Annotated in this window: 24 protein-coding genes and 4 tRNA genes; 16 read left to right on the forward strand and 12 right to left on the reverse strand. The window is 57.7% G+C overall.

Features of this window, described 5'->3' with window-relative positions; translation table 11 throughout:
- Window positions 1-13: 13 nt before the first annotated feature.
- From ETC27_RS11950 to betI, 8 genes are all read right to left on the reverse strand, one after another.
- Window positions 14-892 (reverse strand): CsgG/HfaB family protein, encoded by an 879-nt coding sequence (locus tag ETC27_RS11950; RefSeq protein WP_136255240.1) that lies wholly within the window; start codon window positions 890-892, stop codon window positions 14-16.
- Window positions 893-917: 25 nt separating this feature from the next.
- Entirely contained in the window at window positions 918-1,361 is a 444-nt protein-coding gene (locus ETC27_RS11955) for a curli assembly protein CsgF (protein WP_136255241.1), read from the reverse strand.
- 27 nt (window positions 1,362-1,388) lie between these two features.
- Window positions 1,389-1,958 carry a hypothetical protein gene (locus ETC27_RS11960; protein WP_136255242.1) on the reverse strand — a complete coding sequence of 190 codons (570 nt, stop codon included), beginning with the start codon at window positions 1,956-1,958 and terminating at the stop codon, window positions 1,389-1,391.
- A gap of 51 nt (window positions 1,959-2,009) precedes the next feature.
- Window positions 2,010-2,429 carry a curli-like amyloid fiber formation chaperone CsgH gene (gene csgH / locus ETC27_RS11965; protein ID WP_136255243.1) on the reverse strand — a complete coding sequence of 140 codons (420 nt, stop codon included), beginning with the start codon at window positions 2,427-2,429 and terminating at the stop codon, window positions 2,010-2,012.
- Window positions 2,430-2,504: 75 nt separating this feature from the next.
- Window positions 2,505-3,077, reverse strand: a complete 573-nt coding sequence (locus ETC27_RS11970; protein WP_136255244.1) for a hypothetical protein — start codon at window positions 3,075-3,077, stop codon at window positions 2,505-2,507.
- 390 nt (window positions 3,078-3,467) lie between these two features.
- Window positions 3,468-5,159: a choline dehydrogenase gene (betA, locus tag ETC27_RS11975; RefSeq protein ID WP_136255245.1), complete on the reverse strand. Its 1,692-nt coding sequence runs from the start codon at window positions 5,157-5,159 to the stop codon at window positions 3,468-3,470.
- A gap of 157 nt (window positions 5,160-5,316) precedes the next feature.
- A complete protein-coding gene (gene betB / locus ETC27_RS11980; protein ID WP_136255246.1) occupies window positions 5,317-6,786 on the reverse strand; it encodes a betaine-aldehyde dehydrogenase in 1,470 nt (489 codons plus the stop codon).
- A 22-nt stretch (window positions 6,787-6,808) separates the two neighbouring features.
- Window positions 6,809-7,423, reverse strand: a complete 615-nt coding sequence (gene betI / locus ETC27_RS11985) for a transcriptional regulator BetI (RefSeq protein ID WP_205742733.1) — start codon at window positions 7,421-7,423, stop codon at window positions 6,809-6,811.
- Between the two features lie 228 nt (window positions 7,424-7,651).
- Here betI and ETC27_RS11990 point away from each other — a divergent pair, with 228 nt between their 5' ends.
- From ETC27_RS11990 to ETC27_RS12010, 5 genes are all read left to right on the forward strand, one after another.
- Window positions 7,652-8,614 (forward strand): choline ABC transporter substrate-binding protein, encoded by a 963-nt coding sequence (locus ETC27_RS11990; RefSeq protein WP_439331808.1) that lies wholly within the window; start codon window positions 7,652-7,654, stop codon window positions 8,612-8,614.
- Window positions 8,615-8,707: 93 nt separating this feature from the next.
- Window positions 8,708-8,784: transfer RNA gene (locus tag ETC27_RS11995), tRNA-Met, on the forward strand.
- Between the two features lie 237 nt (window positions 8,785-9,021).
- A tRNA-Asn gene (locus ETC27_RS12000) sits at window positions 9,022-9,097 on the forward strand.
- A 28-nt stretch (window positions 9,098-9,125) separates the two neighbouring features.
- A tRNA-Asn gene (locus ETC27_RS12005) sits at window positions 9,126-9,201 on the forward strand.
- A 95-nt stretch (window positions 9,202-9,296) separates the two neighbouring features.
- Window positions 9,297-9,372 (forward strand) — tRNA-Asn (locus tag ETC27_RS12010).
- Between the two features lie 109 nt (window positions 9,373-9,481).
- On the opposite strand, the gene ligB is transcribed toward ETC27_RS12010, so the two are convergent.
- The 4 genes from ligB to flgA all read right to left on the reverse strand — a co-directional run bounded on the left by ligB (window position 9,482) and on the right by flgA (window position 12,952).
- The gene (gene ligB / locus ETC27_RS12015) at window positions 9,482-11,296 is read right to left on the reverse strand and encodes an NAD-dependent DNA ligase LigB (protein ID WP_168709060.1); all 1,815 of its coding nucleotides are present in this window, start codon (window positions 11,294-11,296) and stop codon (window positions 9,482-9,484) included.
- A 192-nt stretch (window positions 11,297-11,488) separates the two neighbouring features.
- Window positions 11,489-11,938 (reverse strand): flagella synthesis protein FlgN, encoded by a 450-nt coding sequence (locus tag ETC27_RS12020; RefSeq protein WP_136255248.1) that lies wholly within the window; start codon window positions 11,936-11,938, stop codon window positions 11,489-11,491.
- The gene (gene flgM, locus ETC27_RS17435) at window positions 11,935-12,222 is read right to left on the reverse strand and encodes a flagellar biosynthesis anti-sigma factor FlgM (protein WP_205742734.1); all 288 of its coding nucleotides are present in this window, start codon (window positions 12,220-12,222) and stop codon (window positions 11,935-11,937) included. The genes ETC27_RS12020 and flgM overlap by 4 nt, the downstream gene beginning before the upstream one ends.
- Before the next feature lie 97 nt (window positions 12,223-12,319).
- Window positions 12,320-12,952, reverse strand: coding sequence for a flagellar basal body P-ring formation chaperone FlgA (gene flgA / locus ETC27_RS12030; RefSeq protein WP_168709061.1), 633 nt, complete (start codon window positions 12,950-12,952; stop codon window positions 12,320-12,322).
- A gap of 301 nt (window positions 12,953-13,253) precedes the next feature.
- Between flgA and flgB the strand changes: the two genes are divergently transcribed.
- The 11 genes from flgB (at window position 13,254) to flgL (ending at window position 24,040) form a co-directional block, all read left to right on the forward strand.
- Entirely contained in the window at window positions 13,254-13,670 is a 417-nt protein-coding gene (gene flgB / locus ETC27_RS12035) for a flagellar basal body rod protein FlgB (protein ID WP_136255251.1), read from the forward strand.
- 45 nt (window positions 13,671-13,715) lie between these two features.
- Window positions 13,716-14,123, forward strand: a complete 408-nt coding sequence (flgC, locus tag ETC27_RS12040) for a flagellar basal body rod protein FlgC (RefSeq protein WP_136255252.1) — start codon at window positions 13,716-13,718, stop codon at window positions 14,121-14,123.
- Between the two features lie 4 nt (window positions 14,124-14,127).
- Window positions 14,128-14,820 carry a flagellar hook assembly protein FlgD gene (locus ETC27_RS12045; RefSeq protein ID WP_136255253.1) on the forward strand — a complete coding sequence of 231 codons (693 nt, stop codon included), beginning with the start codon at window positions 14,128-14,130 and terminating at the stop codon, window positions 14,818-14,820.
- 139 nt (window positions 14,821-14,959) lie between these two features.
- Window positions 14,960-16,255, forward strand: coding sequence for a flagellar hook protein FlgE (gene flgE / locus ETC27_RS12050; RefSeq protein ID WP_136255254.1), 1,296 nt, complete (start codon window positions 14,960-14,962; stop codon window positions 16,253-16,255).
- Window positions 16,256-16,275: 20 nt separating this feature from the next.
- Window positions 16,276-17,025: a flagellar basal body rod protein FlgF gene (locus tag ETC27_RS12055; protein WP_136255255.1), complete on the forward strand. Its 750-nt coding sequence runs from the start codon at window positions 16,276-16,278 to the stop codon at window positions 17,023-17,025.
- 58 nt (window positions 17,026-17,083) lie between these two features.
- A complete protein-coding gene (flgG, locus tag ETC27_RS12060) occupies window positions 17,084-17,866 on the forward strand; it encodes a flagellar basal-body rod protein FlgG (protein WP_136255256.1) in 783 nt (260 codons plus the stop codon).
- Between the two features lie 16 nt (window positions 17,867-17,882).
- A complete protein-coding gene (locus tag ETC27_RS12065) occupies window positions 17,883-18,572 on the forward strand; it encodes a flagellar basal body L-ring protein FlgH (protein WP_136255257.1) in 690 nt (229 codons plus the stop codon).
- 85 nt (window positions 18,573-18,657) lie between these two features.
- A complete protein-coding gene (locus ETC27_RS12070) occupies window positions 18,658-19,740 on the forward strand; it encodes a flagellar basal body P-ring protein FlgI (protein WP_205742735.1) in 1,083 nt (360 codons plus the stop codon).
- A complete protein-coding gene (gene flgJ / locus ETC27_RS12075; protein WP_136255259.1) occupies window positions 19,740-20,786 on the forward strand; it encodes a flagellar assembly peptidoglycan hydrolase FlgJ in 1,047 nt (348 codons plus the stop codon). The genes ETC27_RS12070 and flgJ overlap by 1 nt, the downstream gene beginning before the upstream one ends.
- Before the next feature lie 95 nt (window positions 20,787-20,881).
- A complete protein-coding gene (flgK, locus tag ETC27_RS12080) occupies window positions 20,882-22,777 on the forward strand; it encodes a flagellar hook-associated protein FlgK (protein WP_136255260.1) in 1,896 nt (631 codons plus the stop codon).
- Between the two features lie 18 nt (window positions 22,778-22,795).
- Window positions 22,796-24,040: a flagellar hook-associated protein FlgL gene (gene flgL, locus ETC27_RS12085; RefSeq protein ID WP_136255261.1), complete on the forward strand. Its 1,245-nt coding sequence runs from the start codon at window positions 22,796-22,798 to the stop codon at window positions 24,038-24,040.
- Window positions 24,041-24,092 lie beyond the last annotated feature (52 nt).

Genomic DNA, 24,092 nt, shown 5'->3' on the forward strand with positions numbered 1-24,092 from the left:
GAGCGACGTGTGACTAGATATCCTGTGTTTCCTGGTCATGAACCGGATAGGGCATGCCTGCGACGCGTTCCTGGAACGTCTTGATGGCAGCTTGACCCTGTTGGGCATCAGCAAATCCCCACGTGTCGCGCTCCGCACCTTCGATAATGGCTGTATAGACGGCCAGCTCGATGGCTTCGCGTACCGCGAGTTGTGGTGGATCGTTACGTGTATATCCCGCTTCAAGTTCGAGGATCTCATCGGCCGCTATGTATTTGAATACGGAGCCTTGAACCAGAACGGAGTAGATCTTTTTGGTGGTGGTAATGCTATTGAGGATGCGCCCCGTCTGCACGCTGACCAAGCGCAAGTTGATGGTGACCAGGTCGGTACGGTATTCCGAGTTAACGCCTATGCCCAGGTATCGAGCACCTGCACCACCGGTCGATAAATTCGTTTCGTAGGCGATGATGCCACCTTCGATAATGACGCCGGCAAACGTCAGCGGGGGGAGAGGTGCTGCAGCCTGGCCGTTGAACTGCTGGCGCGTGGCCTGGATGACCTGCCGTTCACGAAGCAGGTTGGGGAGGCCACGGCGCTCCACGACATTGAACCAGCGGCCCTGTCCGGCATCGGCCAGCACGTCGACCAGAATCGCATCGGCCCCTTGTGTGACCGCGCGAGAGTATTCCGCAAAGCCTTCATTGGGCTTGTATTGTCCCGTCAGGTCAGAAAACTCATACACTGCGATGTCCACAGGTCTAGCTGCCGCAGGCAATTTCTTTAGGAGTGCAGACGTGCTGGTGTCACTGACGTAGGAAGCCGGCTCTGACATGGGGCCAGCGCCTGTCGTCACACATCCTGAAAGCATGACGCTGGCCAGCAGGCATAGGGCTTGAGTTAGGATTTTCATGATATTCCCTGCGCGAAAATGATGATTAATTAATGTTGGGCTTAGGAATGTCAAAAGAGTTAGTCGTTATGCCGTCTGACACTTTTACTAGCACGCGATTGTTGACCGTTTCATATGTCACGGTGGCACCATTCAATGTGAATGTGCCTGAGGGTGGCGCTCCATCTTCAAAAATCGCCTGCCTTAGCTGTGAAGACGCTCCGGAAATCATGGTGCCTTGCATCGAAGAAATGAACTGGTCCGCGGCGCTGTCTTCAGCGAAAAGTGAATCAAGATCGCTGCCATCATCCTTGTGCTGATTTTGTATGTCAGCCATTTGAAGTAGGTGAGAGCTATTGAAGGGGTCGCCTCCAAAGGAGGGGTTGATAGGCCGATAGGTGAGATCACCTGCGGAAACACTAATGGGAGAGAGCAGGGTGGCCGCCATCGTAGCAAATAATGAGAACGTAAATGACCAATTAGTTTTCATTTAATTAACTTCCTCTCAGAGTGGTTGTCAGTTGCTTATTGATTTGGTCAGTCGTCCCTTGGGGGTGTCTAGTATGACCTGTGCTTCTCGCTGGCTCCCCGTATAGATTAAAGGCTGCTGCTGATAACTCTGACCAGTGCCACGCTGAAAGTGGAAGATGACCTTGTTGCTACCCACTACCTGTATATCTGAATCTAGCTGGTTGCCTCGCTGGTCGACAGAAATGGCATTTTGTTGGCCTTCAAGCGTTATGTCTGAAGTGTTACCAATTCCCTGCTGTTGTTGCAGGGTGATGTTTTTTCTTCCTACGGCGACGACTGAAAGACGGTTATCTCTTCCCTTCTGATTAGCAATGGAAAGAGTCCCGTGACTGTTATGTTCTGATGCTTTTGATAATGCTAGTCTGTCGATATCCAAGGAACCGAGTTGGCCGGTGCCGGGCGTTGAGAAACTGGCGACTTGACGTTCGTTTTCCTGTGGCGGTGAGTCACTTTCTGTAATCTGCGTGATAAAAGCACTGCTGTCGTTTGCTGATGCGAGTGCTGGTAAAAGGGTAAATACCAGCGCAGTAAGATAGTAGTTGAGTACTGATTGCATGGCATTTATCTCTTTAGTTGGTACGTTAGTGCGTAGCACCTTTATTCAATGCTACATCGGGCTAACGATTTCCTCGGCTTCACACGAGGTTCCTGTCAATCGCTCTGTAACGCGCAAATGAAATTCAAGCCATCCTGTTTTAGCCAAGAGGTGGGTCGTCTGTGCAGTGGCAGCTGACTCGCCGGGTAGCAGGGAAATAGAGCCGGATTGCTCGCTGGTTCCCGAGCCGGCAGCATCGATCTTTAATGTCCGAAGCACATAGTCGGCACGAGTCGGCCTGTTCGCTTCGATGATGCTCATTGCCCTTACGGTTTCACCTTCGCGCTCGATGACAATTCGGCAGTTGAGCTGGGTGAAAACCTGCTGCGCCATGACAGTGGTGGCAATGCCGAGAGCGATGAAACCAGCAACGAGTGCTTTTGGTATCGTTCCCGTGCGCTTGCGGTTCCATTTTTTGCCAGGGTTCGTCATTTATTGGCCCTTGAGACAAACCCGGGCATCCTGTTGGATGCCCGGCAGCGCTTTTAGCATTGCTGCTGCGCTTGGTTAGTGCTGAACTACATGCGCGTGGTTTGAAGCACCTTGCTGGCTGAGATGGGCCAGGTTGTTATCGCCGTGCTGATGTGAGCGGATGCTATTGAAAGCACCACTCTGTGATGAGGTCAGCGTGTTTTCTTCGCCGAGTTGTTTGGCACGAAGCGAGTTTACCAAGCCTACCTGGCTAGCATCGATCATGTTTTCGTCGCCAATTTGCTTAGTGCTAGAGCGGTTTCCGGCAACATACTGCTCGACGTTAGATTCGTTTTTATTGCCATTCTGGTAGGTGTCTGATTTGTTGGCGTAGCCGACCTGATCAATGTCTGCCTGGTTACGGTTACCATCCTGGAGGAATCGGTCGATGCTGTTGCGAGTTCCATATTGATCCAGGTCTGCGTAGTTGCCGACACCATCTTGGGTAGCCGCATTGTGGGTAGAGCCAATGGTGTTGCCATCCCCACTTTGGTCTGAATAGAACTGGTTATAGCCGCCAACTTGGTCCATGTAGACTTCGTTGTTGTCCGCCAGAGCCGGAGTGGACATGAGGGCCATAATGCTTGCGGAGAGGAGAAGTTTCTTCATGTTAATCACCCTTGCTGTAATGCGATGAGATACCGTCGTAATTCCATCCACTGGGTCGACGATGTGGCGAGCACTTACGTTTTGTTACTTTTTCTTACGCTCGGACTCATACTGGCATTCGCTTGTTGTAGCGTCAATTTTCCTTTGATGTGGTTTTTATAATCTATAAGAGTATTAAAAATCTAATGTATAGAGTATTAGATACCTAATTGTTTTCAGGGCGAGAGTGCGAGATGAAGAATTCCTTGGTCAGTATTTATTCTGATGGCTGTTGTAATGGCAGATCTAAGCTAATGAAAAATAGCTAAAAAATAGCCCCGGCAGGATTCACCTGTCGGGGCTATTAAGGCATTGTGTCAGCCAGTCATTGTGGCTGTTCGCGCTACGATACTACTTTTGGCGACGCTTGGGCTCGGCCTGGGCCGGTGCGTCTTTGGCGACGTAGTAGGGCGCCTCGGAGCGGGCCAGAGGCTCGCGCTCGCGGATCTTGTCGGCGATCTTCTCGGCCAGCATGATCGTCGGCGCATTGAGATTGCCGGTGGGGATCAGCGGGAACAGTGAGGCGTCTACCACTCGCAGGCCCTCGAGACCGTGCACTCGGCCGGCGCCGTCGACCACAGCGTCCTCGCCCTCACCCATGCGGCAGGTACCGCAAGGGTGGTAGGCGGTCTCGGCATGCTCACGCACGAAGGCGTCGAGCTCCGCATCGCTTGAGACGTCTGGGCCCGGTGATATTTCGCGGCCGCGGTAGGGATCCATGGTCGGCTGAGCGATGATCTCACGGGTCAGGCGGATGGCATCGCGGAATTCCTGCCAGTCCTTGTCGGTGGACATGTAGTTGAACAGGATGCTCGGCGCTGCCTTGGGGTCGCGGGAGGTCAGCTGTACGCGGCCGCGGCTGTCCGAGCGCATCGAACCGACATGGGCCTGGAAGCCATGGGCTTGCACGGCGCTCTTGCCGTTGTAGCTGATGGCGATCGGCAGGAAGTGATACTGCAGGTTCGGCCACTCCTCGTCGTCGTTCGAGCGGATGAAGCCGGCCGCCTCGAACTGGTTGCTGGCGCCGATGCCGGTGCCCTGGAGCATCCATTCCAGGCCGATCTTCGGCTGGTTGTACCACTTTAGGGCCGGGTACAGGGAGATCGGCTGCTTGCACTCGTACTGGATGTACATCTCCAGGTGATCCTGAAGGTTCTCGCCCACCCCCTTGAGGTCATGAACCACCGGGATGTCGAACTGCTTGAGCAGTTTGGCATTGCCGACGCCGGAGCGCTGCAGGAGCTGTGGCGAGGCGATGGCACCCGAGCAGACCAGTACCTCGCGGCGAGCGCGGACCTCGACTTCCTGATTCTTGTGCAGGTAGCTGACGCCTACGGCGCGCTTGCTTTCGAAGAGGATGCGGTCGGAAGTGGCACGCGTGACGATGGTCAGATTGTCGCGCTGCTTGGCGGTGTCCAGGTAACCCCTGGCGGTCGAGGCGCGACGCCCGTTGGGGGTCACGAAACGGTCCATCGGGCCGAAGCCTTCCTGCTGGTAGCCGTTGACGTCCTCAGTGCGTGGATAGCCAGCTTCGACGCCTGCGTCGATGAAGGCCTGGTAAAGCGGGTTGTTGTCTTGCTTCGGGGTCGTTACCGAGACCGGGCCGTCACCACCGTGATAGTCGTTAGGGCCGATGTCACGAGTCTCGGCCTTACGGAAGTAGGGCAGACAGTCGGCATAGGTCCAGTCCTCAAGCCCGGTACCCTTGGCCCAGTTGTCGTAGTCCAGGGCGTTGCCGCGGATATAGCACATGCCGTTGATCAGCGAAGAACCGCCGAGGCCCTTGCCGCGGCCACATTCCATGCGGCGGTTGTCCATGTGCGGTTCAGGGTCGGTCTCGAAGGCCCAGTTGTAGCGCTTGCCTTGCAGGGGATAGGCGAGTGCCGCTGGCATCTGGGTGCGGAAGTCAAAACGGTGGTCGCGGCCACCGGCTTCGAGCAGCAGTACCGAGACGTCGGCGTCTTCGGTCAGTCGGGTGGCGAGCACATTGCCGGCTGATCCGGCGCCAACGATGATGTAATCGAACTCTTGAGCCTGTGTCATCGACAAGCCCTCCTGATTCAGTGAATAGGGGTGACGAAGGTCATGCTGAGATGGTGCGAGGCAACAACGGCTAATGAGACGCAGGGCGCCTTGCCATGCCCAATGGGGCATGGCAGGCGAGGGTCGTGCCGTCGTCGGAAGCTAGGTCAGACTTAAATCAGAAGACTGATTCGAAGGGCGCCATCTCGATCTGTACGGATTTGATCTGGGTGTAGTGCGCCAGGGTCGAGATGCCGTTTTCGCGGCCCACACCGGACTGCTTGTAACCGCCCACCGGCATTTCGGATGGGGAGTCGCCCCAGGTGTTGACCCAGCAGATGCCCGCTTCGAGACGGTGGATGTTGCGATGCGCGCGGTTCAGGTTCTCGGTAAAGACGCCTGCGGCCAAGCCGTACTCGGTGTCGTTGGCGCGGCGGATCACTTCGTCCTCGTCCTCGAAGGAAAGCACCGACATCACCGGGCCGAAGATTTCCTCACGCACGATGCGCATCTCGTCGGTGCAGTCGGTGAACACGGTCGGGGCTGCCCAGGCACCTTTAGCGTATTCTCCCTGATCCCAGGCGTCGCCGCCGACCAGCAGGCGCGCGCCTTCTTCCTTGCCGAGGGCAATGTAGGCAAGGACCTTTTCCTGGTGCTCAAAGCTGACCAGCGGGCCAAAGTTGACCGTCGGGTCCAGCGGGTCTCCTGCCTTGATGCGGGCGACACGCTCGGTGAGCTTGGCCTCGAAGGCTTCCTTGACGCTTGAATGCACGAATACCCGCGTACCGTTGGTGCAGACCTGCCCGCTGGAATAGAAGTTGGCCATCATCGCGGCGTCGGCGGCGCGATCAAGGTCGGCATCCTCGAAGACAATCAGCGGTGATTTGCCGCCGAGCTCCATGGTGACGTCCTTGAGGGTCGAACTAGCCGAGGCGGACATGACTTTCTTGCCGGTCTCGGCTTCGCCGGTGAACGAGACCTTGTCGATGCCCGGGTGCTCGGTGAGCATCTGACCGACACGGCCATCACCCTGCACCACGTTGAAGACTCCATTTGGCAGGCCAGCTTCGGTGAAGATTTCGGCAAGCTTCAGGGTGGTCAGCGGGGTCACTTCACTGGGCTTGAAGACGATAGCGTTGCCGGTCGCCAGGGCCGGTGCCGCCTTCCAGCAGGCGATCTGGATCGGGTAGTTCCAGGCGCCAATCGAGCCGATCACGCCCAGCGGCTCACGACGAGTGTAGACGAAGGAATCTTCACGCAAGGGGATCTGTGTGCCTTCGACGGTAGGCGCCAGACCGGCGAAGTACTCGAGCGCGTCGGCGCCGGTGACGATATCGACCGCCGCGGTCTCGCTGATCGGCTTGCCCGTGTTGCGAGTTTCGAGCTCGGCCAGTTCGTCATTGCGCTCTCTCAGGAGTGCCACGGCCTTGAGCATGATGCGTGAACGCTCCATGCCGCTCATGGCCGCCCACACTTTCTGTCCTTCGCGGGCCGCGGCCACGGCGGCATCCACGTCAGCCTGAGACGCCTGCTGGATGTCGGCGAGGTGCGAGCCGTCAACCGGGTTGGTGACGGTAAAGGTTTCGCCAGAGGTGGCGTCGGTCAGCTGTCCGTTGATATAGAGTTGCTGAAGGGGAAGCGTCTTCATGAGAACCTCCTTGAAGTGTTCGTTAGGCGTTGCGCAGGGCAGTGTGCTCGGCGCTATGGGCGAGTTTTTCGTCCAGGTAGTCGTAGGCCAGCTTGCAAGCGCGGTCCACGTCGAGGCCTTCGGGCGCAAGGGCGCCGCGTAGCCAGAGTCCGTCGATCATGGCCGCAAGTCCGCCAGCGGCCTCACGCGCTTGCTGCTTGGGCAAGCATTGACGGAATTGGTGGCAAAGATTGGAGTATAGACGGCGGTCGTTGACATGCTGGAGCCGGTGCAGCGATCGCTGGTGCATGCTGCTGGCCCAGAAGGCCAGCCAGGTCTTTACCACCGCTCTGTTGACCTGACTGCGATCGAAGTTGCCGTCGATAATGGCCCGCATGTGATCCCGAGGCGCATGTTCGGGCAGGACTTTGCGGCGTTCATGTACCGCCTGGCCCAGGTCTTTCAGAATCTGGCGCATGGTCGCTTCCAGCAGCCCGTCCTTGCCGCCGAAATAGTGGCTGATGATGCCTGCCGATACGCCGGCCAACCGTGCGATGCGCACGACAGTGGCATCGGCCAGGCCCGCTTCGTCAATCGCTTCCATGGTGGCCTGGATCAGCTGACGGCGGCGGATGGGTTCCATTCCAACTTTCGGCACCGTGTCGACTCCTGTTCTGAGGCTTCCTCGTGCCAGGTGGGCAGGAGAAGGCAAATGTTCTATGGTGTTAAGTATGCATCTTTTTTATTGAACGTTCAATCAACAAAAAGATGTTGGCCAACTGGCCCTATTATCCGGAGTAGCTGGCTTGCGGTTGCAGGGGTTGTCTCACCCGCTATTGCATGTACGGGTCACTCCATGTCGAAGATCAACAAGAGGTTCGCCCCCATGACCAAGACGATTCCTACGCTCAAGATGTCCATGATGGCCCTGAGTGCCGGCGTGCTGACCCTGGCCGCGACCCAGGGTCAGGCAGCGGTTCCAGAATCGTGCCAGAACGTGCGTTTCGCCGAAGTTGGCTGGACCGATATTACCGCGACGACCGCTTTGACCACTGAGGTGCTTGAGGCGCTGGGCTACGACACTCGTATCGATACGGTGTCGGTGCCGATTGCCTATTCCGGCATGAAGAACGGCGACTTCGATGTATTTCTGGGTAACTGGATGCCATCCATGGCATCGATCAGCGACCCCTACGTTGAGCAGGGCACCGTGGATCGCCTGGCAGCGAACCTTGAGGGCGCTAAGTACACGCTGGCGGTGCCGCAGTATGTTTATGACGCTGGCATCACCAGCGTTGCCGACCTGGTCGAGCATGCTGAGAAGTTCGACAGTGAGATCTACGGTATTGAAGCCGGTAATGACGGCAACATGCTGATTCAGGACATGATTGATGACGAGGCCTTTGGTCTTGGCGAGTGGGAGCTGATCGATTCCAGTGAGGCAGGCATGCTGGCTGAGTTGCGCTCGCGTTCCAGTCGTGATGAGTGGATGGTGTTCTTGGGTTGGGAGCCGCATCCGATGAACACCAACTTCGACATCGCCTACCTGGAAGGGGCCGATGATTATTTCGGTCCTAACCTGGGGGGCGCCACCGTCTATACCAATACGCGTGCTGACTTTGCTCAAGAGTGCGCCAATGTGGGGACGCTCCTCAACAATCTGACCTTTACCCTCGAGATGGAAAACCAGTTGATGAGCACCATCATGGATGACGGGGAGCGTCCGAGTGATGCAGCGCGCGCTTATCTACAGGCGAACCCGGAAGTGCTCGAGGGCTGGCTCGAAGGCGTCACCACCGTTGAGGGTGAGCCCGGTATCACTGCTGTGAAGCATGAACTGGAGATTTAACCCCGTTCTCTGTCACGCAAGGCTTGCCAGCTTCATCGGGGGTGTGCATAATATGCCCCCGTTGCCGAGCGCTAAGTCGTTCAGTGGCAGCGTGGCTACGTAGCTCAGCTGGTTAGAGCACATCACTCATAATGATGGGGTCCCCTGTTCGAATCAGGGCGTAGCCACCAGAATCAAGCTAACAGGCCCGCATCCAAGATGCGGGCCTGTTTTGTTTGAGGGGCTGATTGCCTGCTAATGGGTCTGGAGCGGGGAAGACCTCCCGGCCATGATTCGCCGCCACTCCCTCATGATAGTGTCAGTGATGACGTCAGGTAATTGATTCACCATGGGTTCTGGCGAGAATTTGCAGGCTGGTCTTGACCTTGTGCCATCAATCCTTATACTACGTCGCGTGTTCCGGTCATTCCCCGATAGCTCAGTTGGTAGAGCAAATGACTGTTAATCATTGGGTCACAGGTTCGAGTCCTGTTCGGGGAGCCACACGGAACATCACGATCGATAGGGTCATTCCCCGATAGCTCAGTTGGTAGAGCAAATGACTGTTAATCATTGGGTCACAGGTTCGAGTCCTGTTCGGGGAGCCATCCCTACCCTGATCGATCAATGACGTAAAACGTCATGTTTGCCCAATACGGCCACGTATCGCGCGGCAAGCACATAGCAGTAGGTACATCGTTGTTCCCCGATAGCTCAGTTGGTAGAGCAAATGACTGTTAATCATTGGGTCACAGGTTCGAGTCCTGTTCGGGGAGCCAATATGTTTATTGACTGTCGCTAGTGCCAATCTCCTTCCTGTTTTTTCCTCCTGTATCCGATTGTCTATCCAGTGCCTGATCCGGGGTGCGGTTTTCTTGTGTCCGATTTTCATTGACCGAGCTGCTGTATGTCTTCTGCCCATTCGCTTGCGCTTGCCTGCATGGCTGTCGGCGACCGATGCCCCGTACGCATCACTTCAGCGATGTTGCCGGCATCGATTCTTGTGACGCCTAGGCCTGTCAGCAGGCGCTGAATCTCTGGATGGTGAAAGAAGTCGTGGAGTGCTTGCGCAGTCACGGGGCCGATGCCATCGACTGTTTGCCAGTCACCTATCGTTCGCGCTTGTAGAGTCGCGAGGTCAATACCTGATGTCAGGCTGTCGTCAGCGGCGGGAGGCATGCCCAAGGCCTTGAGCCAAGTGCCAAGCCGCCAGTCCTCGGTTGGATGAAAGGCATTCAGCCACTGAGCAGCGCGTGCTTTGCCTACCCCCGGAAGTTGGCGGAGCTGCTCCTTGTCGAGTTCCTGCCAGTCGCTGAGGCCTTGAATCAGGCCGGCATCCAGTAGCGTTTCCCAACTGCCCTCGCCGATACCGGCCATGTCGAGTCCCTTATCGCTGGATAGCCACGTCAGTCTGGCCAGGAATTGCTCATGGCATCTGTCACTTAGCCTGAGACAGCTCAGGGCGTTGTAGTCTCTTGGGTTCGGGGGCGACACGGGAGGACGTGGCTGAATGCGCACTAGCATTCGCTCGAATTGAGGAATGATGCCGCCGGCCAGGTGGACGATGACTTGATCTCCCGGGCGTATGTCGGCGGCTTGCCAGGTCTCCAGGGAGCCGAGGCTTACACGACTGACTTGTCGGTCGTCCAGCTCGACGGGCTTAAGGATGAGAAGCGGTGTGATGCGCCCGGTACGCCCGATAGAGAACTCGATCTCGGTTACCAGTGCATGAGCGCTGCGTGAGGGGTGTTTCCAGGCGACAGCCCAGTCAGGTGGTGTGGTGGGTGGCTCGATGGACGATGCCCCGGCAGCCAAGCGATGCGACTGACGAATCACCACGCCGTCGGTGGCGAAGGGGGCGGGCTTGCGATACCAGCGCTGCCTGGCTTTGGCGACGTCCGCGGCTGTGTCGATGCTCTCGCTGAAACGCTGGCTATCTGAGAAGCCCCAGGCGTCGAGTTGGTGTAGCCGTGCTTCCATTTCCTCGGGGCCATCCGGCCAACCCCAGATAAAGAGTCCTATTTTCGCGCCGGCCTCGGGACTCAGGTCATGGCGTGCCATCAGGCCCGCGATTTGGCTGCGGGCGCCAGCGCTGCCGGATTCGGCCTGCACATGATTGTCGAGGCGAAGATAGAGCTCGCCTTGCAGGCTGACGAGTCCCTTGGTTGGCGAGGGGAGTCGTTGTGGGATGCTCGGGATGGAGGCCGCCTTGCCCCGCCAATTCTGCCCACTGATGTCATTGCCACGGCTGACCACCCGAGTGAGCTTGCCGGCCTCATAGACCAGTGTGACGGCAACACCGTCGACCTTGGGTTGAACCCATAGAGACTGTTCGCCGCGCAGAGACATCCAGTCACGCAGCGCGTTTTCGTCCTCGAGCTTGTTGAGTCCCGTCAGGGGGAAGGGGTGTCGAATGGTCGAGCTGTCGGTAGGGGTGGGCAGTGCTGAGGGGGCGCGAATGTCGAAGCAGGACTGCCATTCGCGGTAGTGCCGGCGAGCCTGATCATAGGTGGCATCATCGACCAGGCGTATACCCTGGCGGTAATACGCATCATTCCACTCGGCAAGTCGTTCCCCAAGTGACTCAATGGCGCTTGCGGCGGCTTGTGTGGACCAGTTCGGACAGTCACCTGCCGCAGATATAGGTGCTGCCAGCCATAGTAGGCAAAGCAGAAGTGATAAGCGCCACATGCGATTAGGCATCTGAAGCCTCCCTGGCATTAAGCGAACACTCGATCCGTGAGTGTCCTGTCAGCATAGCCTGTTATATCAGCGATTGACGATGCTTTGAGGGTCAGCAGCGAATTAGATCCAATGCGAGGAGCGAAGACAGTATTGTTGCCCCGATTGATGTAAAACCAAGCAGGGGGCAGGGAAGGCTGGAGCTTTAGAGTATCAGGCGCGTGAAGAAAGCTGGCTGCGGCGGGGTTTAGCCTGACCGTCAGGTCCATAGAGGCTGTTGCCGGAGGCTTCACGGAGCGCATTGAGCATGCGCTGATTCTGTTCGAGGCGCTGGCGGATCATGTCACCATTCATGGCATTGAGGCGTGCCGTGCGTTGGGCGTCCTCGAGCAGTGCCTGCCAGATAGCCAGGCAGTCGGCATCGGCGGCGGCCTTGGAGGCTCCAGCAAGACCTGCCTCATAGCCAAGGCGTTGCTGTACCTGGCTGCGCTGCGTCTCGAAGCGCTCGATTTGAGCCAGCATCTCCTGCTTATCGGCGGCAATGCGGTTAAGCAGTTCGCCATCGACGCGTCCTTCGAAGAGCGCTTGCCTTTCATGGTTCAAGAGCGTTTCCAGCGACGCGATTCGTTGCCGCTGGCGCTCAAGGGATGCTCCCAGGCTCATGAAGATTCGCCGTCCAGAATATCTTGTACGCTGGCGATGAGTCCGTCGGCGATCTTATTGGCGTCGATTTCCATGCGACCCTCGCTGATGGCGAGTCGTAGTTCCTCAACACGCGCCGTATCAATGTCACCGCTGGCGTTCTGATTGCCCTGGTTCAGGTGAGCAACCGAGGCAGAATTCGGTGCTGCCGATGTCTGCGCGTTGCCAGCAGGTGCGGTTTTGGCTGATGTGGGCTGATCCGACGATTGGAGTCGGATCAAAGATTGTGAGCTGTCGATTTTCAAGGGAGCGGCCTCGTCAGTGGTGCTTGCCCAAGGTATCGGCCAGTTGGGCGGTATCTTTAATCGTAGAAGGCATTTTCTGATAGTGCAGAAGGCGGCCTTAGAAATCGATGGCGACGCGACCGGCGCCAACGACACGGCCAGTGATGATCTCACGCCGTGATAGTCGAATTCTAACATCTTCGCCAAGACCACCATCTTCCAATGCTTCGCCCTCTCGAGAAACGCGAAATCCTGTGCCCTGCGCCTCGACCGACACCGTCTGACGACGCTCTACCAATGGGATGGTGCGCAGTTGATGTTCTCGCAGCGTCGACCCCGCCGTAATCGTGCGTCGGGCAAGCATGCCCACCGCCTCACTGGACTTTCGAATCGTGCTTGAAGGAAGGCGATCCAGGTTTCCCTCGCGCATGGTCAGCATGCCTTGGTCGATGACGGTATTGGCCTCAATCCGCTCTGCAGCCGTGACGTAGGTGCCGATCGCATTTACCTCGGCCTGAAGGTAGCGGTCCTGGGACCCTGCGCACTCCACTCCTACCGACACTCGCCCCCACTGGCGCTGGTGTCCGTTACGCAGGAAAGGCCGCGGTGACAGGCAGTCACCAAATTGTGCTGAGGGCGGAAATACCTCGACGCTGACGTTCTGAGCATCACTGGGCGCCTGCTCCAGTAAAAAACGCTCAACCGCGTCTACCAGCGCCAGATCCTGAGCAACAGTCGGCGCCGTGACCATGGCGGACCACACCATTAAGCACAGTGACAGTAAGTAGCGAAGGCTGTTGCCACGAACCAGGGACGTGTTGCTCGCGTAGCGGGCTCCTGAAGGAGTAACTGGTGTGCGGGGCGCTATAGGCATGACATTCACTGACTCAAGGAGGCGGGGTGTCGGTTCCTTGACAATTCTACTCGGCTGCCTCGCAGGTCAATAACGGAATTGGGTGTGAAATGCGGGTCTGTTTGATCCTTTGAGATGACGGCTGCATGGCTATTCTTCACTCTCAACATTTCCCCATTTCGCGACTATGGGTGCTCGAATGATCGATAAGCTTGGAGCGGCGCTGAACTTCCAGCAAGAAGTCCTCAGTCTTCGCCAGCAACGTCATGAGGTCTTGGCAAGCAACGTAGCCAATGCCGATACGCCTAATTACAAGGCCCGCGATTTTGATTTTTCCCAGGAGCTGTCGCGCGCCATGGACCGCGGCTCAGCAGGGCAGGGCGGTCTTTCTCTGGCGACGACAGCCTCGGGCCACATAGCGGGCCATGGCGGCTCTGGTAGCAAGGTGCATGACCTCATGTATCGCGTGCCGGCCCAGCCAAGTCTGGATGGCAATACGGTCGATATGGATCGTGAGCGGGCGGAGTTCGCCGATAACGCTGTCCGTTACCAAGCCTCCCTGACGATGCTTAATAGCCGCATTCAGGGCCTCAAGTCAGCCATGCAACCGGAATGACCCGCTAGTTGATGGTCTGCCCCGAGCCTAAGGAGTGAGCTTAGCATGTCGATGTTCTCGATCTTTGATATATCCGCCTCCGCCATGAGCGCGCAGGCGCAGCGGATGAACGTGACCGCCAGCAACCTTGCCAACGCCGATAGCGTGGCGGGGCCTGACGGTGAGGCATATCGCGCTAAACAGGTCTGGTTCGAAGCCCAACAGCAGGGTGGTTCGGAAGTCGGAGGCGTACGCGTATCCCGTGTCGCTGATGACCCGTCGCCAATGCGCATGGAATATCGCCCGGAGCATGCGCTGGCGGATGACGATGGCTATGTGACGATGCCCAACGTGGATCCGACCAGTGAGATGGTCAACATGATCTCGGCATCACGCTCTTACCAGGCAAATATCGAAGTGATGAATACCAGCAAACAGCTGATGACCAAAACGCTGACGCTTGGGGAGAACTGATTACATGGCTAGCGGCATCGATTCCAGTGTCTTGAGTGGTATCAACGGCACCATTGGACAAACCGGCAAGGCGGCGAATACCCAGTCTGGCGAAATGAATGACCAGTTCATGACCCTGCTGGTCACGCAATTGAAGAACCAGGATCCCATGAACCCCATGGAAAACGCCGAGATGACCTCGCAGCTGGCGCAAATCAATACCGTCAGCGGCATCGAGAAGCTCAACTCGACGCTTTCCTCTATCACCGATCAGATCAACCAGGGGCAAGCGCTCGAGGCGGCGGGCCTGGTGGGTTCGGGGGTGATGGTGCCAGGCAATAAGGTGCTGGCGAGTCAGGTGGATGGCGATGTTAGCACAACACCGTTCGGCATTGAGCTGGACCAGCCGGCAGATAACGTGCGCGTCACCATCACCAATGGCGCCGGCCAGGTAGTCAATCAGTACGATGCAGGCCCTGTCAGCGCAGGGGTATCTTCGTTCAGCTGGGATGGTCAGTTGACCTCGGGTGAGCAGGCCCCGGACGGTGCCTACACCGTGTCCATGCAAGCTACGCGAGATGAAAAGCCCATCGATTTCCAGTCTCTCAACTATGCACAGGTGGGGGCGGTGACGCCTCAGCAAAACGGTAGTGTTCTGCTCGACCTCGGTGCCGTCTATGGACAGATCGGCATGAATGACGTCAAGCAGATTCTCTGAGCCAACCGGGGCTGAGTCGGTTCTATTCAATCTGGAACTCGCTTTATTCAGTCCCCATCAGCTCTATTGAGTTTGAATGAGTTTGAATAAGTACCCGTCTCTCACAACGCATTTTCACATCGCATAAAGGAAATGAATCATGGGCTTTTCACAAGCGTTGAGCGGCCTTAACGCGGCCAAGGCCAACCTCGACACCCTGGGCAATAACATCGCCAACTCCCAGACTGTCGGTTTCAAGGCATCCAACACCCTGTTCGCGGATGTCTTCGCCAATGCCGACGTGGGTCTCGGCACCCAAGTCTCCTCAGTTTTGCAGAACTTTAGTGAAGGTAACCTGGAAGCCACCAATCGTGAGCTGGATCTGGCGGTCAGCGGTGAAGGGTTTTTCCGCATGCAGCAGAACGGCGAGACCGTCTATTCGCGTAACGGCCAGCTGACCATGGATGCCGAAGGCTATCTCACCAACGCGCAGGGCGCGCGGTTGATGGGGTACGGGTTGAACGACGCCAATAATCCTTTCTCGGAAGTCGTGGCAGGCGGCCAGCCTGAAGTACTGCGTGTGCCTTCAGCGGCCATGCCCGCTCAGGCGACCAATGAAATCAATGCCGTCTATAACCTGGATGCCAGCATCGTCGATTCTGGTAGCGCAAATCCCACCCCGTTGGAGACCGCGACGGTCGAAAACGATGCAGGTGGTACCCAGCCCATTAATTATCACTATTCTAATAGTTTCACGACGTTCGACTCACTGGGTACGGCTCGCAATGTGACGGTCTATTACCAGAAGACCGGGGTGAACGAATGGCAGGGTAATGTAGCCCTCGATGGTCGTATTAATGACTCGACGACTGCAGGTACCGACGACAACCAGTTTACTCTGCAGTTCAATAGTAGTGGCGCTTTGACAAACGTAACGCCCGCGTCAGCCGGCGGCACTAATAATGCGACGGACTTCACCTTCACACAGGACCAACTGGGTGGTGAGGCCGAGAATCTGAATACGGAATTCAGACTCGCCGGTACGACTCAGTTTTCCAATGACTCGACCGCCAGTTCCCTGACCCAGAATGGTTACACGGCGGGCACGCTGGTGGGTATCGAAATCGAGGATGATGGCAACATCACCCGTAATTTTTCCAACGAACAGTCTCAGTCGGCAGGGCAAATCGCACTGGCCAACTTCCGTAACCCTGAAGGTCTGAAGTCCGCTGGTGACAACGCCTGGACTGAAACGGCTGCCTCTGGTGGTGAACTGGTGGGGGCGCCGGGTACTGGAGTTTTGGGAGGTATTACGGCGGGGGCGGTCGAGACTTCCAACGTTGATATGGCTTCCGAGCTGGTCGACATGATCGTTGCTCAGCGCGCGTACCAGGCCAATTCTCAGACCATCAAGGTCGAAGATGAGATTCTGCAGAGTGCCGTTAACCTGCGTTAACGGATGAGGGGAAGCCGATAATGGATCGCATGCTTTATACCGCCATGAGCGGTGCCAGCCAGAGTCTTCAGCAGCAGGCGGTGGTCAGCAATAACCTGGCCAATGCCTCGACGTCGGGTTTTCGCGCCCAGCTTCACGCCATGCGCGCGGTGCCGGTTCAGGGCGATGGTGTTCTCGACACGCGCGCCTCGGTAGCCGCGAGTACGCCGGGCTCTGATTTTAGCCCTGGGCCGATCAACGCTACCGGGCGTGATCTCGACGTGGCCATGCATGGTAATGGCTGGCTTGCCGTGCAGGATGCCGGTGGCAATGAGGCCTATACCCGGCGGGGTGATTTGCAGGTGGATGGCAATGGCGTGCTGACCAGTGGAGGACGCCCGGTACTCGGCGATGGCGGTCCCATTGCGGTACCGATGGAAGCCAAACTGGCGGTGGGCGCCGATGGCACAATCAGTGCCATCGGCGCCGGCCAAGGTCCCGATGCCATCGTCAATGTCGCCCGCCTGAAGCTCGTGACTCCCGGTGAGGCTGGCATGACGCGTGGCGAAGATGGCCTCTTTCGTTCCGGACCTCCCGGTCAGCCGCAAGTACTGGGGCGCGACGAGGCTGTCCGCGTTGCCTCCGGTGCATTGGAAGGCAGTAACGTCAGCGCCATCGAGTCGATGGTGTCGATGATCGACACAGCGCGTCGTTTTGAAATGCAGATGAAAGTCATCAGCAGCGCCGACGAGAATGCCCAGCGAGCCACGAGTCTACTGTCGCTCAGTTGATAGTCACTCAGTTGATAGCCGCGTCAGTAGATAGCGAAATATTTCAGGAGAGAACACCATGATTCGATCGTTGTGGACCGCCAAGACAGGGCTCGAGGCGCAACAGGTCCAGATGGACGTCATCTCGAACAACCTGGCTAACGTCAGCACCAACGGCTTCAAGAAATCCCGCGCCGTGTTCGAAGACCTCATGTACCAGAACCTGCGTCAGCCGGGCGCCCAGAACGATGCCCAGAACGCCTTGCCCTCTGGCATGCAGGTGGGTAGCGGTGTGCGTCCCGTTGCCAATGAGCGGTTGCATAGCCAGGGCGGGCTGGAACAGACCGAGAACTCCCGTGACCTGGCCATCAATGGCAATGGGTTTTTCAACGTGCTTCGTCCCGACGGCAGTACGGCATATACCCGCGATGGCAGCTTTCAGCTCGATGCCAATGGCCAGATGGTGACCTCGAGCGGTTATCCCGTCGAGCCTGCGATCGTCGTTCCAGACAATGCGCTATCCGTTAGCATCGGTCAGGACGGTATTGTCTCGATTACCGAACCGGGTGTGGCAGGCAACCGTGAAATAGGTCAGCTGACGCTATCCAGTTTCGTCAATCCCGCGGGTCTGGAAAGCATCGGCGAAAACCAGTATCTCGAGACGGCATCCTCTGGGCCGCGTAACGAGAACATTCCCGGTGCCAATGGTCTGGGCACGATCTATCAAGGCTACGTGGAAACCTCCAACGTCAATGTGGTTGAAGAAATGGTCAGCATGATTCAGACCCAGCGGGCCTATGAAATCAACAGCAAGGCGGTCTCGACCTCCGATGAAATGCTGAGCCGGCTGGCGCAGCTGTAACCAAGGGGCGGTCACGATGCTAAAGGGGTGTATGCCGGTTCGGCATGGGGTGCTTGCGGGGTTGCTGTGTCTGCTGGTGTCCGGCTGTGCTCAGCTACCACGAGCCTCCGTCGTCGGCGAGCAGGAACAGATTAACATCGCCGAGCCGCGTCCTCCGGCGCCCAATGGCTCTATCTACCAGAGTGATGCGGGATACGCCTATCAGCCGCTTTTTGAAGATCGCAGGCCGCGTGCGGTTGGTGACATTCTGACCATTGTGCTCGATGAAGAAGTCAATGCCAGCAAGAGTTCACAAAGTAGTGCCGATCGTTCCGGTTCCGCGGGCCTGACCGTCGATACTGTCCCCGATGCACTTGAGCAGTTGGCCGAGTATGGGTTCGATATTTCCGGGAACAGCGATTTTTCCGGTGGCGGTGGCTCCGAGGCCAACAATACCTTCACCGGGACCATCACCGTATCGGTGCTTGACGTCATGTCCAACGGCAACTTGCGGGTGAGGGGGGAGAAGCAGATCGCCATCAACCAGGGAACCGAGTTCATTCGCTTCTCCGGTGTGGTCAACCCTCGCACCATCACCGGCCAGAATACCGTGCCGTCGACGCAGGTCGCTGATGCGCGAATCGAGTATGTGGGCGATGGCTATATCAATGAGGCGCAGCATATGGGTTGGCTGCAACGCTTTTTCCTCAATATTTCGCCCTTCTAATGGTTATCCGGTCTCCTTGGCCAAGGTCTGAATGATGCGCGCATTTTTCGTTTCTCGAGAGTTTTTTAGTCTCCGGCAAGGCCTGATGCTCGCCCTGCTTTTGCTGTGGTCGCTCTCTGCTCGTGGCGAGCAGCTGCGGGAACTGGCTGATTTTGCCGGCGTGCGGGATAACGCTCTCGTGGGTTACGGGTTGGTCGTGGGCCTGGATGGCTCCGGCGATCAGACGACTCAGGCACCGTTCACCAGCCAGAGCCTGACGAACATGCTGTCGCAGTTGGGCATCACGGTGCCCCAGGGGACGAACCTGCAGTTGCGCAATGTGGCGGCCGTCATGGTCACCGCCAATTTGCCGGCCTTCGCACGCCCGGGTCAGCAGCTGGATATCGTGGTGTCTTCGGTCGGTAATGCGCAGAGCCTGCGGGGTGGCACGCTCTTGATGACACCCCTGAAGGGCGCTGATGGGCAGACCTATGCCATGGCGCAGGGCAACTTGCTAGTCTCCGGAGCGGGTGCGCAAGCCGGGGGCAGCAGTGTACAGATCAACCAGCAGGCCGCGGGTCGCATCACCGGCGGGGCGACCGTCGAGAGGCAGGTGCCGCTCGAGCTTGGCCGCCAAGGCGGTATGCTGGAGTTGTTGCTCAAGCAAACGGACTTTGGCACCGCGCAGCGAGCGGTTTCGGCGATTAACAGGGAGTTTGGTCGTCCGGTGGCTGCCGCTCTCAACGGACGCGTCATTCAGTTGCAGGGGCCCTACAACGATAATGCGCGCGTCAGTTTCATGGCGCGGGTGGAAAACATCGATATCAGCCCGCGCGAAGCAGCCGCCAAGGTGATACTCAATGCACGGACTGGCTCGGTCGTCATGAATAGCCGTGTCACGTTGCGCCAGGCGGCGGTAGCCCATGGCAGTCTGTCGATCATCATTGATACCGACTTCCAGGTCAGCCAGCCAAACGCCTTTAGTGAAGGCGGCCAGACCGCGGTGGTACCGGATACGGATATTGGTATCCAGCAGCAGGAAGCCTATCTGCGTGTCGTCGAGGGAGCGGATCTTACGGAGGTCGTGGATGCCCTGAATTCGTTGGGGGCAACGCCACAGGATCTGATGTCTATCCTTCAGGCCCTGAAGGCGGCCGGCTCCCTGCGCGCCGAACTGGAGATCATCTGATGGCGATTGACGATCTGGGCGGTCGGTTTGCCCTCGACATGCAAGGCCTGCAGCGCCTCAAGCACACGGCGCGGGTAGACGAGAATGCTGGCAAACAGGCAGCCGCCAAGCAGTTCGAGGCGATGTTCCTGCAAAAGATGATGACCAGTATGCGCGATGCCATTCCTAAGGGCGATCTCTTGAACAGCAAGCAAACCGAGATGTTTACCTCCATGCTCGATCAGCAGTGGTCACAGCACCTTGCCGGACAGGGCATGGGGCTTGCTGAAATGCTGGTCGAGCAATTGGGTGGTACTCAGGGGCGTCGCGTGGAGGCGCGCAGCGATAGCCTGATTTCCGGGATTCCGCGAGGCGAACCTCAGCCCTTGGTGGCCAAAGAGCCCGCTCAGCACTCGGCGAGCATGGCGGGTGCCGAACGCAGCGCAATGCCGCAGAGCTTCCTGGATGCCCTGGACGCCAGGCTGCCCGCTGAGGCGTTGCCAGAGCGTGCACAGGAGAAGGTTAATAATCCGCTGGAACAGCGTCGTGAGCCGTCTCGCCTGTCGCATGTGGAGGCATTCCGTGCCGAGCTTCAGGAACCTGCCCAGCGGGCTAGTCGTGCGACCGGGGTGCCAGCCGAGTTGATTCTCTCCCAGGCGGCCCTTGAAACCGGGTGGGGGCGTTATTCGATCCCGACGGCAACAGGCGAAAATAGCCACAACCTTTTCGGTATCAAGGCGGGAAGTGGTTGGCAGGGTGAGACGACGAATGTGAGGACGCATGAAGTGCTCGATGGCAAGCGTGTGGCGATCAACGACCATTTCCGGGTATACGATTCCTATGAGGCCGCTTTCACCGATTATGCGCGCCTGATTGGTGACAATCCGCGTTATGCGGGTGTATTGACCGCCCCGAATGCCGCTCAAGCTGCCCAGGCACTGCAGGAAGGCGGCTATGCCACTGATCCTCGCTATGCCGATAAGTTGATTGCGGTCATGGATACCCTGGGCCCTCTGGCGTCCCCTGGTCAGCGCGCTGTAGCAGCGGGGTCTGGTAATGAACGCTAGCGCGATTGCCCCGCGCTTTGATATTGCGCATCACCGCTATCAAGTCTCTGGTCCCTTGGCCGATATGTTGGTTATTGATGTAAAGGATCCCCGTCATGAGCATGTTTTCGATCGGCCTTAGCGGCCTGAATGCCGCGCAGAATGCCCTGAATACGACCAGTAATAACATCAGCAATGTCTATACGCCGGGCTACAACCGGGAGCTGACGATCCTTTCCGAGGGCAACGCCTCTGGCGGCGTCGACGTCGACGATATTCAGCGCCAGTTCGATCGTTATGTGGCCGATCAGCTTAACGATGCGACCAGCACCTCGACCGCGCTTGAGGCCTATCAGACCCAGATCACCCAGATCGATAATCTACTGGCCGATGACGGCGCGGGTCTTTCGCCCCTGGTGCAGGACTTTTTCTCCTCTGTGAGTGATCTTGCCGGCGCCCCTTCTGATCCGGCCGCGCGTCAGGGAGTGCTCGGCAACGCCGACACTCTGAGTGCTCAGGTGCGCTCTTTTGATACCTATCTTCAGGATATGCAAAAGGGCATCAACGCTCAGATCGGCGATGAAGTCACCCAGATCAATAACACCTCCAAGCAGCTTGCCACCCTCAATCGCGAGATCGTGCTCGCCGAAGCCAAGAATGGTGAAGCGCCCAACAGCTTGCTGAATCAGCGAGACAAGTTGGTGAATGATCTTAGCGGTCGACTGAATATTGAGCTCAATATTCAGGACGGCAGCACCTACAACGTAACGCTCTCCAACGGCCAGCCGCTGGTAGCGGGTACCAAGAACTTCCAGCTGCAGGCCATCGACTCAAACGCTGACCCTCAGCGCACCGTGGTGGGATATAAGGATTCCGGCGGCAATCTGATCGAGTTCAGTGAAGATCGGATTAGTGGTGGTAGCCTGGGTGGCTTGATGAACTTTCGTAGCGAAACCTTGGACAAGACACAGAACCAAATCGGCCAGATCGCCGTGTCTATGGCGACGGGTTTCAATGAACAGCATGCTGCCGGTGTCGATCTCGACGGCAATGCCGGCGAGGCATTCTTCAGCATCGGCGCGCCACGTGCCTATGCCCATAGTGATAATGAGGGCACGGCAGAGATCGCCTCGGCGTCCTTTGATGATATCGACAACCTGCGTGCCACCGATTATGAAATTCGCGTGGAGACCTCGTCTCCTACCACGGCCAGCGATTTCACCATCACGCGCCGGGATTCCGGCGAGGAACTCGCGGCAGGCAGTGACTTCACCTTCAATGGCTCTGATGAGTTGACGTTTGGCGGTGTCGTGATCGCGTTCGATGGGGGATCGCTTGATCAAGGCGATCGTTTTGAGGTGCAGCCGGTGCGCCGTGCGGGCCGCGATATGCAGACCGCCATCAGTGATCTGGACAAGATCGCCGCGGGCAGCCTGGTTCACGGCGATACCGAGGCGATTACCTCTTTCAAGGCCGAGCCTGGTAACGCCCTTGCTTCAGGGGATGCCCCCTGGTCGCTAAGCGTCAGCGATACCGGGGGTGGCAACTTCGATATCGTGGCCACTGACGATACCGGTGCCGATCAAACCTTCAGCGTGCAGTCGGGTGACGAGATTACCGTTGATGGCGTGACGCTGACCCTCGGTGCGCTAGAGGATGGACAGACCCTGAGCCTGGACATCAATGGGGCTGGGTCGGGTGATAACCGCAATGCGCTTGCCCTGCAGGATCTGCAGCGCAGTGAACTGGTCGGGGGCTCAGCAAGCGTGAATGAGGCCTATGCGTCGATGGTCAGTGATGTGGGTAATCGCACCAACATCACACAGGTCAATCTCGAGGCGCAGAACGGCCTGACCGAGCAGTTGCGTGGCGTACAGCAGTCTGAATCCGGGGTGAACCTCGATGAAGAGGCCGCCAACCTGATTCGCTACCAGCAGTTCTATCAGGCTAATACCAAGGTCATTCAAACGGCGTCTACCGTGTTCGACACCATTCTAGGCTTGCGGACCTGATCATAGGAGTCCTGCATCATGCGTATCAGTACCGTGACAATGTTCGAGCAGAGCGTGACCAGCTTGAACCGCCAACAGGGCGACTTCACCAACGTCGGCCAGCAGATTGCCAGCGGTCGTCGGGTGGTCAATCCTTCGGATGACCCCCAGGCGGCCTCCCAGGCGGTAGGTGTCTCTCAGTCGCTTTCTATTACTGAGCAATATACCGATTCCCGCGTCAGCGCTCGTAATTCACTGTCCCAGGAAGAGAGTGTGCTCAACAGCGTCAGCCAGGCGATCAGCAGTGCCAAGACGCTTTTGGTGCAGGCCGCCAACGGCACCCTGAGTGATGCTGACAGACAGTCGGTCGCCAGTGAGCTTGAAGGCATCTATAGCACCATGCTCGGCCAGGCTAATGCCACGGATGGCAATGGGTCCTATCTGTTCGGGGGCTCTCGGGATGACGCGCCGCCCTTCGCGCAGAACGCGAGTGGCGACGTTAACTATATCGGTGACAGCAGTAACCGCGAACAGCGCATCGACTCCTCGCGTCAGATGCCTGTGTCAGATAGCGGTGATGCCATTTTCCAAAGCGTGCCCAGCGGGGCGGGCTATGTGGCCACTGCCGCTCGTGATGTGGCGGGTGATGGAAATGTCACCTTTTCAGGCCCTAGCCGGCTGGATTCTTCGGCCCCGGGCTATGGCGAAAATGCTTATCGCATTGAGTTTGTAAGCGACAGTGAGTATCAGGTCGTGACCACGGCCCCTGATGGAAGCACCAGCACGGGGTCGGTAGAAAGTTACACCAGCGGTGAAAGCATCGAGCTGGGGGGTGGTGCTTTGTCGATCACCCTGGAGGGCACGCCCGACGCGGCGGGGGGAGATAGCATCGAGATCAACCCCGCCGATGGGTCGGCCGGCAATCAGGATGTCTTTGCATCGCTCAAGTCGGCCATTGATGTGCTGAAGGCACCGGTCGATGGCGATCCTGGTCGTCAGGCGGATGTCGAGAACACCATCGCCACATCGATGCGCGAGCTCGATAACAGCCTGGACAACGTGCTTACCGTGCGAGCGTCAGTAGGCGCGCGTCTCAATGAGCTGGATGTGGTCGATCAGGTCAGCAGCAACCGCATGCTCAGCTACGAACAGACGCGCTCGGATCTGGTCGATCTGGATTACGTCGAAGCCATTTCTGAGTACAGCCTGCGTCAGGTCGGCCTGCAGGCGGCCCAGAAGTCCTTTGCCGATATTCAGGGCATGTCGTTGTTCGACCAGATCTAGTCAGGGACTCAGGCGACCCGAGAAAGCCATGGCGCTGTCATCGCTTCAGGTA

The organism is Onishia niordana (assembly GCF_004798965.1).
Lineage (GTDB): Bacteria > Pseudomonadota > Gammaproteobacteria > Pseudomonadales > Halomonadaceae > Onishia > Onishia niordana.

Coding starts and splice junctions, on each gene's coding strand:
- ETC27_RS11950 (WP_136255240.1), bottom strand. CDS start 892: ATGAAAATCCTAACTCAAGCCCTATGCCTGCTGGCCAGCGTCATGCTT.
- ETC27_RS11955 (WP_136255241.1), bottom strand. CDS start 1,361: ATGAAAACTAATTGGTCATTTACGTTCTCATTATTTGCTACGATGGCG.
- ETC27_RS11960 (WP_136255242.1), bottom strand. CDS start 1,958: ATGCAATCAGTACTCAACTACTATCTTACTGCGCTGGTATTTACCCTT.
- csgH (WP_136255243.1), bottom strand. CDS start 2,429: ATGACGAACCCTGGCAAAAAATGGAACCGCAAGCGCACGGGAACGATA.
- ETC27_RS11970 (WP_136255244.1), bottom strand. CDS start 3,077: ATGAAGAAACTTCTCCTCTCCGCAAGCATTATGGCCCTCATGTCCACT.
- betA (WP_136255245.1), bottom strand. CDS start 5,159: ATGACACAGGCTCAAGAGTTCGATTACATCATCGTTGGCGCCGGATCA.
- betB (WP_136255246.1), bottom strand. CDS start 6,786: ATGAAGACGCTTCCCCTTCAGCAACTCTATATCAACGGACAGCTGACC.
- ETC27_RS11990 (WP_439331808.1), top strand. CDS start 7,652: ATGACCAAGACGATTCCTACGCTCAAGATGTCCATGATGGCCCTGAGT.
- ligB (WP_168709060.1), bottom strand. CDS start 11,296: ATGCCTAATCGCATGTGGCGCTTATCACTTCTGCTTTGCCTACTATGG.
- ETC27_RS12020 (WP_136255248.1), bottom strand. CDS start 11,938: ATGAGCCTGGGAGCATCCCTTGAGCGCCAGCGGCAACGAATCGCGTCG.
- flgA (WP_168709061.1), bottom strand. CDS start 12,952: ATGGTCACGGCGCCGACTGTTGCTCAGGATCTGGCGCTGGTAGACGCG.
- flgB (WP_136255251.1), top strand. CDS start 13,254: ATGATCGATAAGCTTGGAGCGGCGCTGAACTTCCAGCAAGAAGTCCTC.
- flgC (WP_136255252.1), top strand. CDS start 13,716: ATGTCGATGTTCTCGATCTTTGATATATCCGCCTCCGCCATGAGCGCG.
- ETC27_RS12045 (WP_136255253.1), top strand. CDS start 14,128: ATGGCTAGCGGCATCGATTCCAGTGTCTTGAGTGGTATCAACGGCACC.
- flgE (WP_136255254.1), top strand. CDS start 14,960: ATGGGCTTTTCACAAGCGTTGAGCGGCCTTAACGCGGCCAAGGCCAAC.
- ETC27_RS12055 (WP_136255255.1), top strand. CDS start 16,276: ATGGATCGCATGCTTTATACCGCCATGAGCGGTGCCAGCCAGAGTCTT.
- flgG (WP_136255256.1), top strand. CDS start 17,084: ATGATTCGATCGTTGTGGACCGCCAAGACAGGGCTCGAGGCGCAACAG.
- ETC27_RS12065 (WP_136255257.1), top strand. CDS start 17,883: ATGCTAAAGGGGTGTATGCCGGTTCGGCATGGGGTGCTTGCGGGGTTG.
- ETC27_RS12070 (WP_205742735.1), top strand. CDS start 18,658: ATGCTCGCCCTGCTTTTGCTGTGGTCGCTCTCTGCTCGTGGCGAGCAG.
- flgJ (WP_136255259.1), top strand. CDS start 19,740: ATGGCGATTGACGATCTGGGCGGTCGGTTTGCCCTCGACATGCAAGGC.
- flgK (WP_136255260.1), top strand. CDS start 20,882: ATGAGCATGTTTTCGATCGGCCTTAGCGGCCTGAATGCCGCGCAGAAT.
- flgL (WP_136255261.1), top strand. CDS start 22,796: ATGCGTATCAGTACCGTGACAATGTTCGAGCAGAGCGTGACCAGCTTG.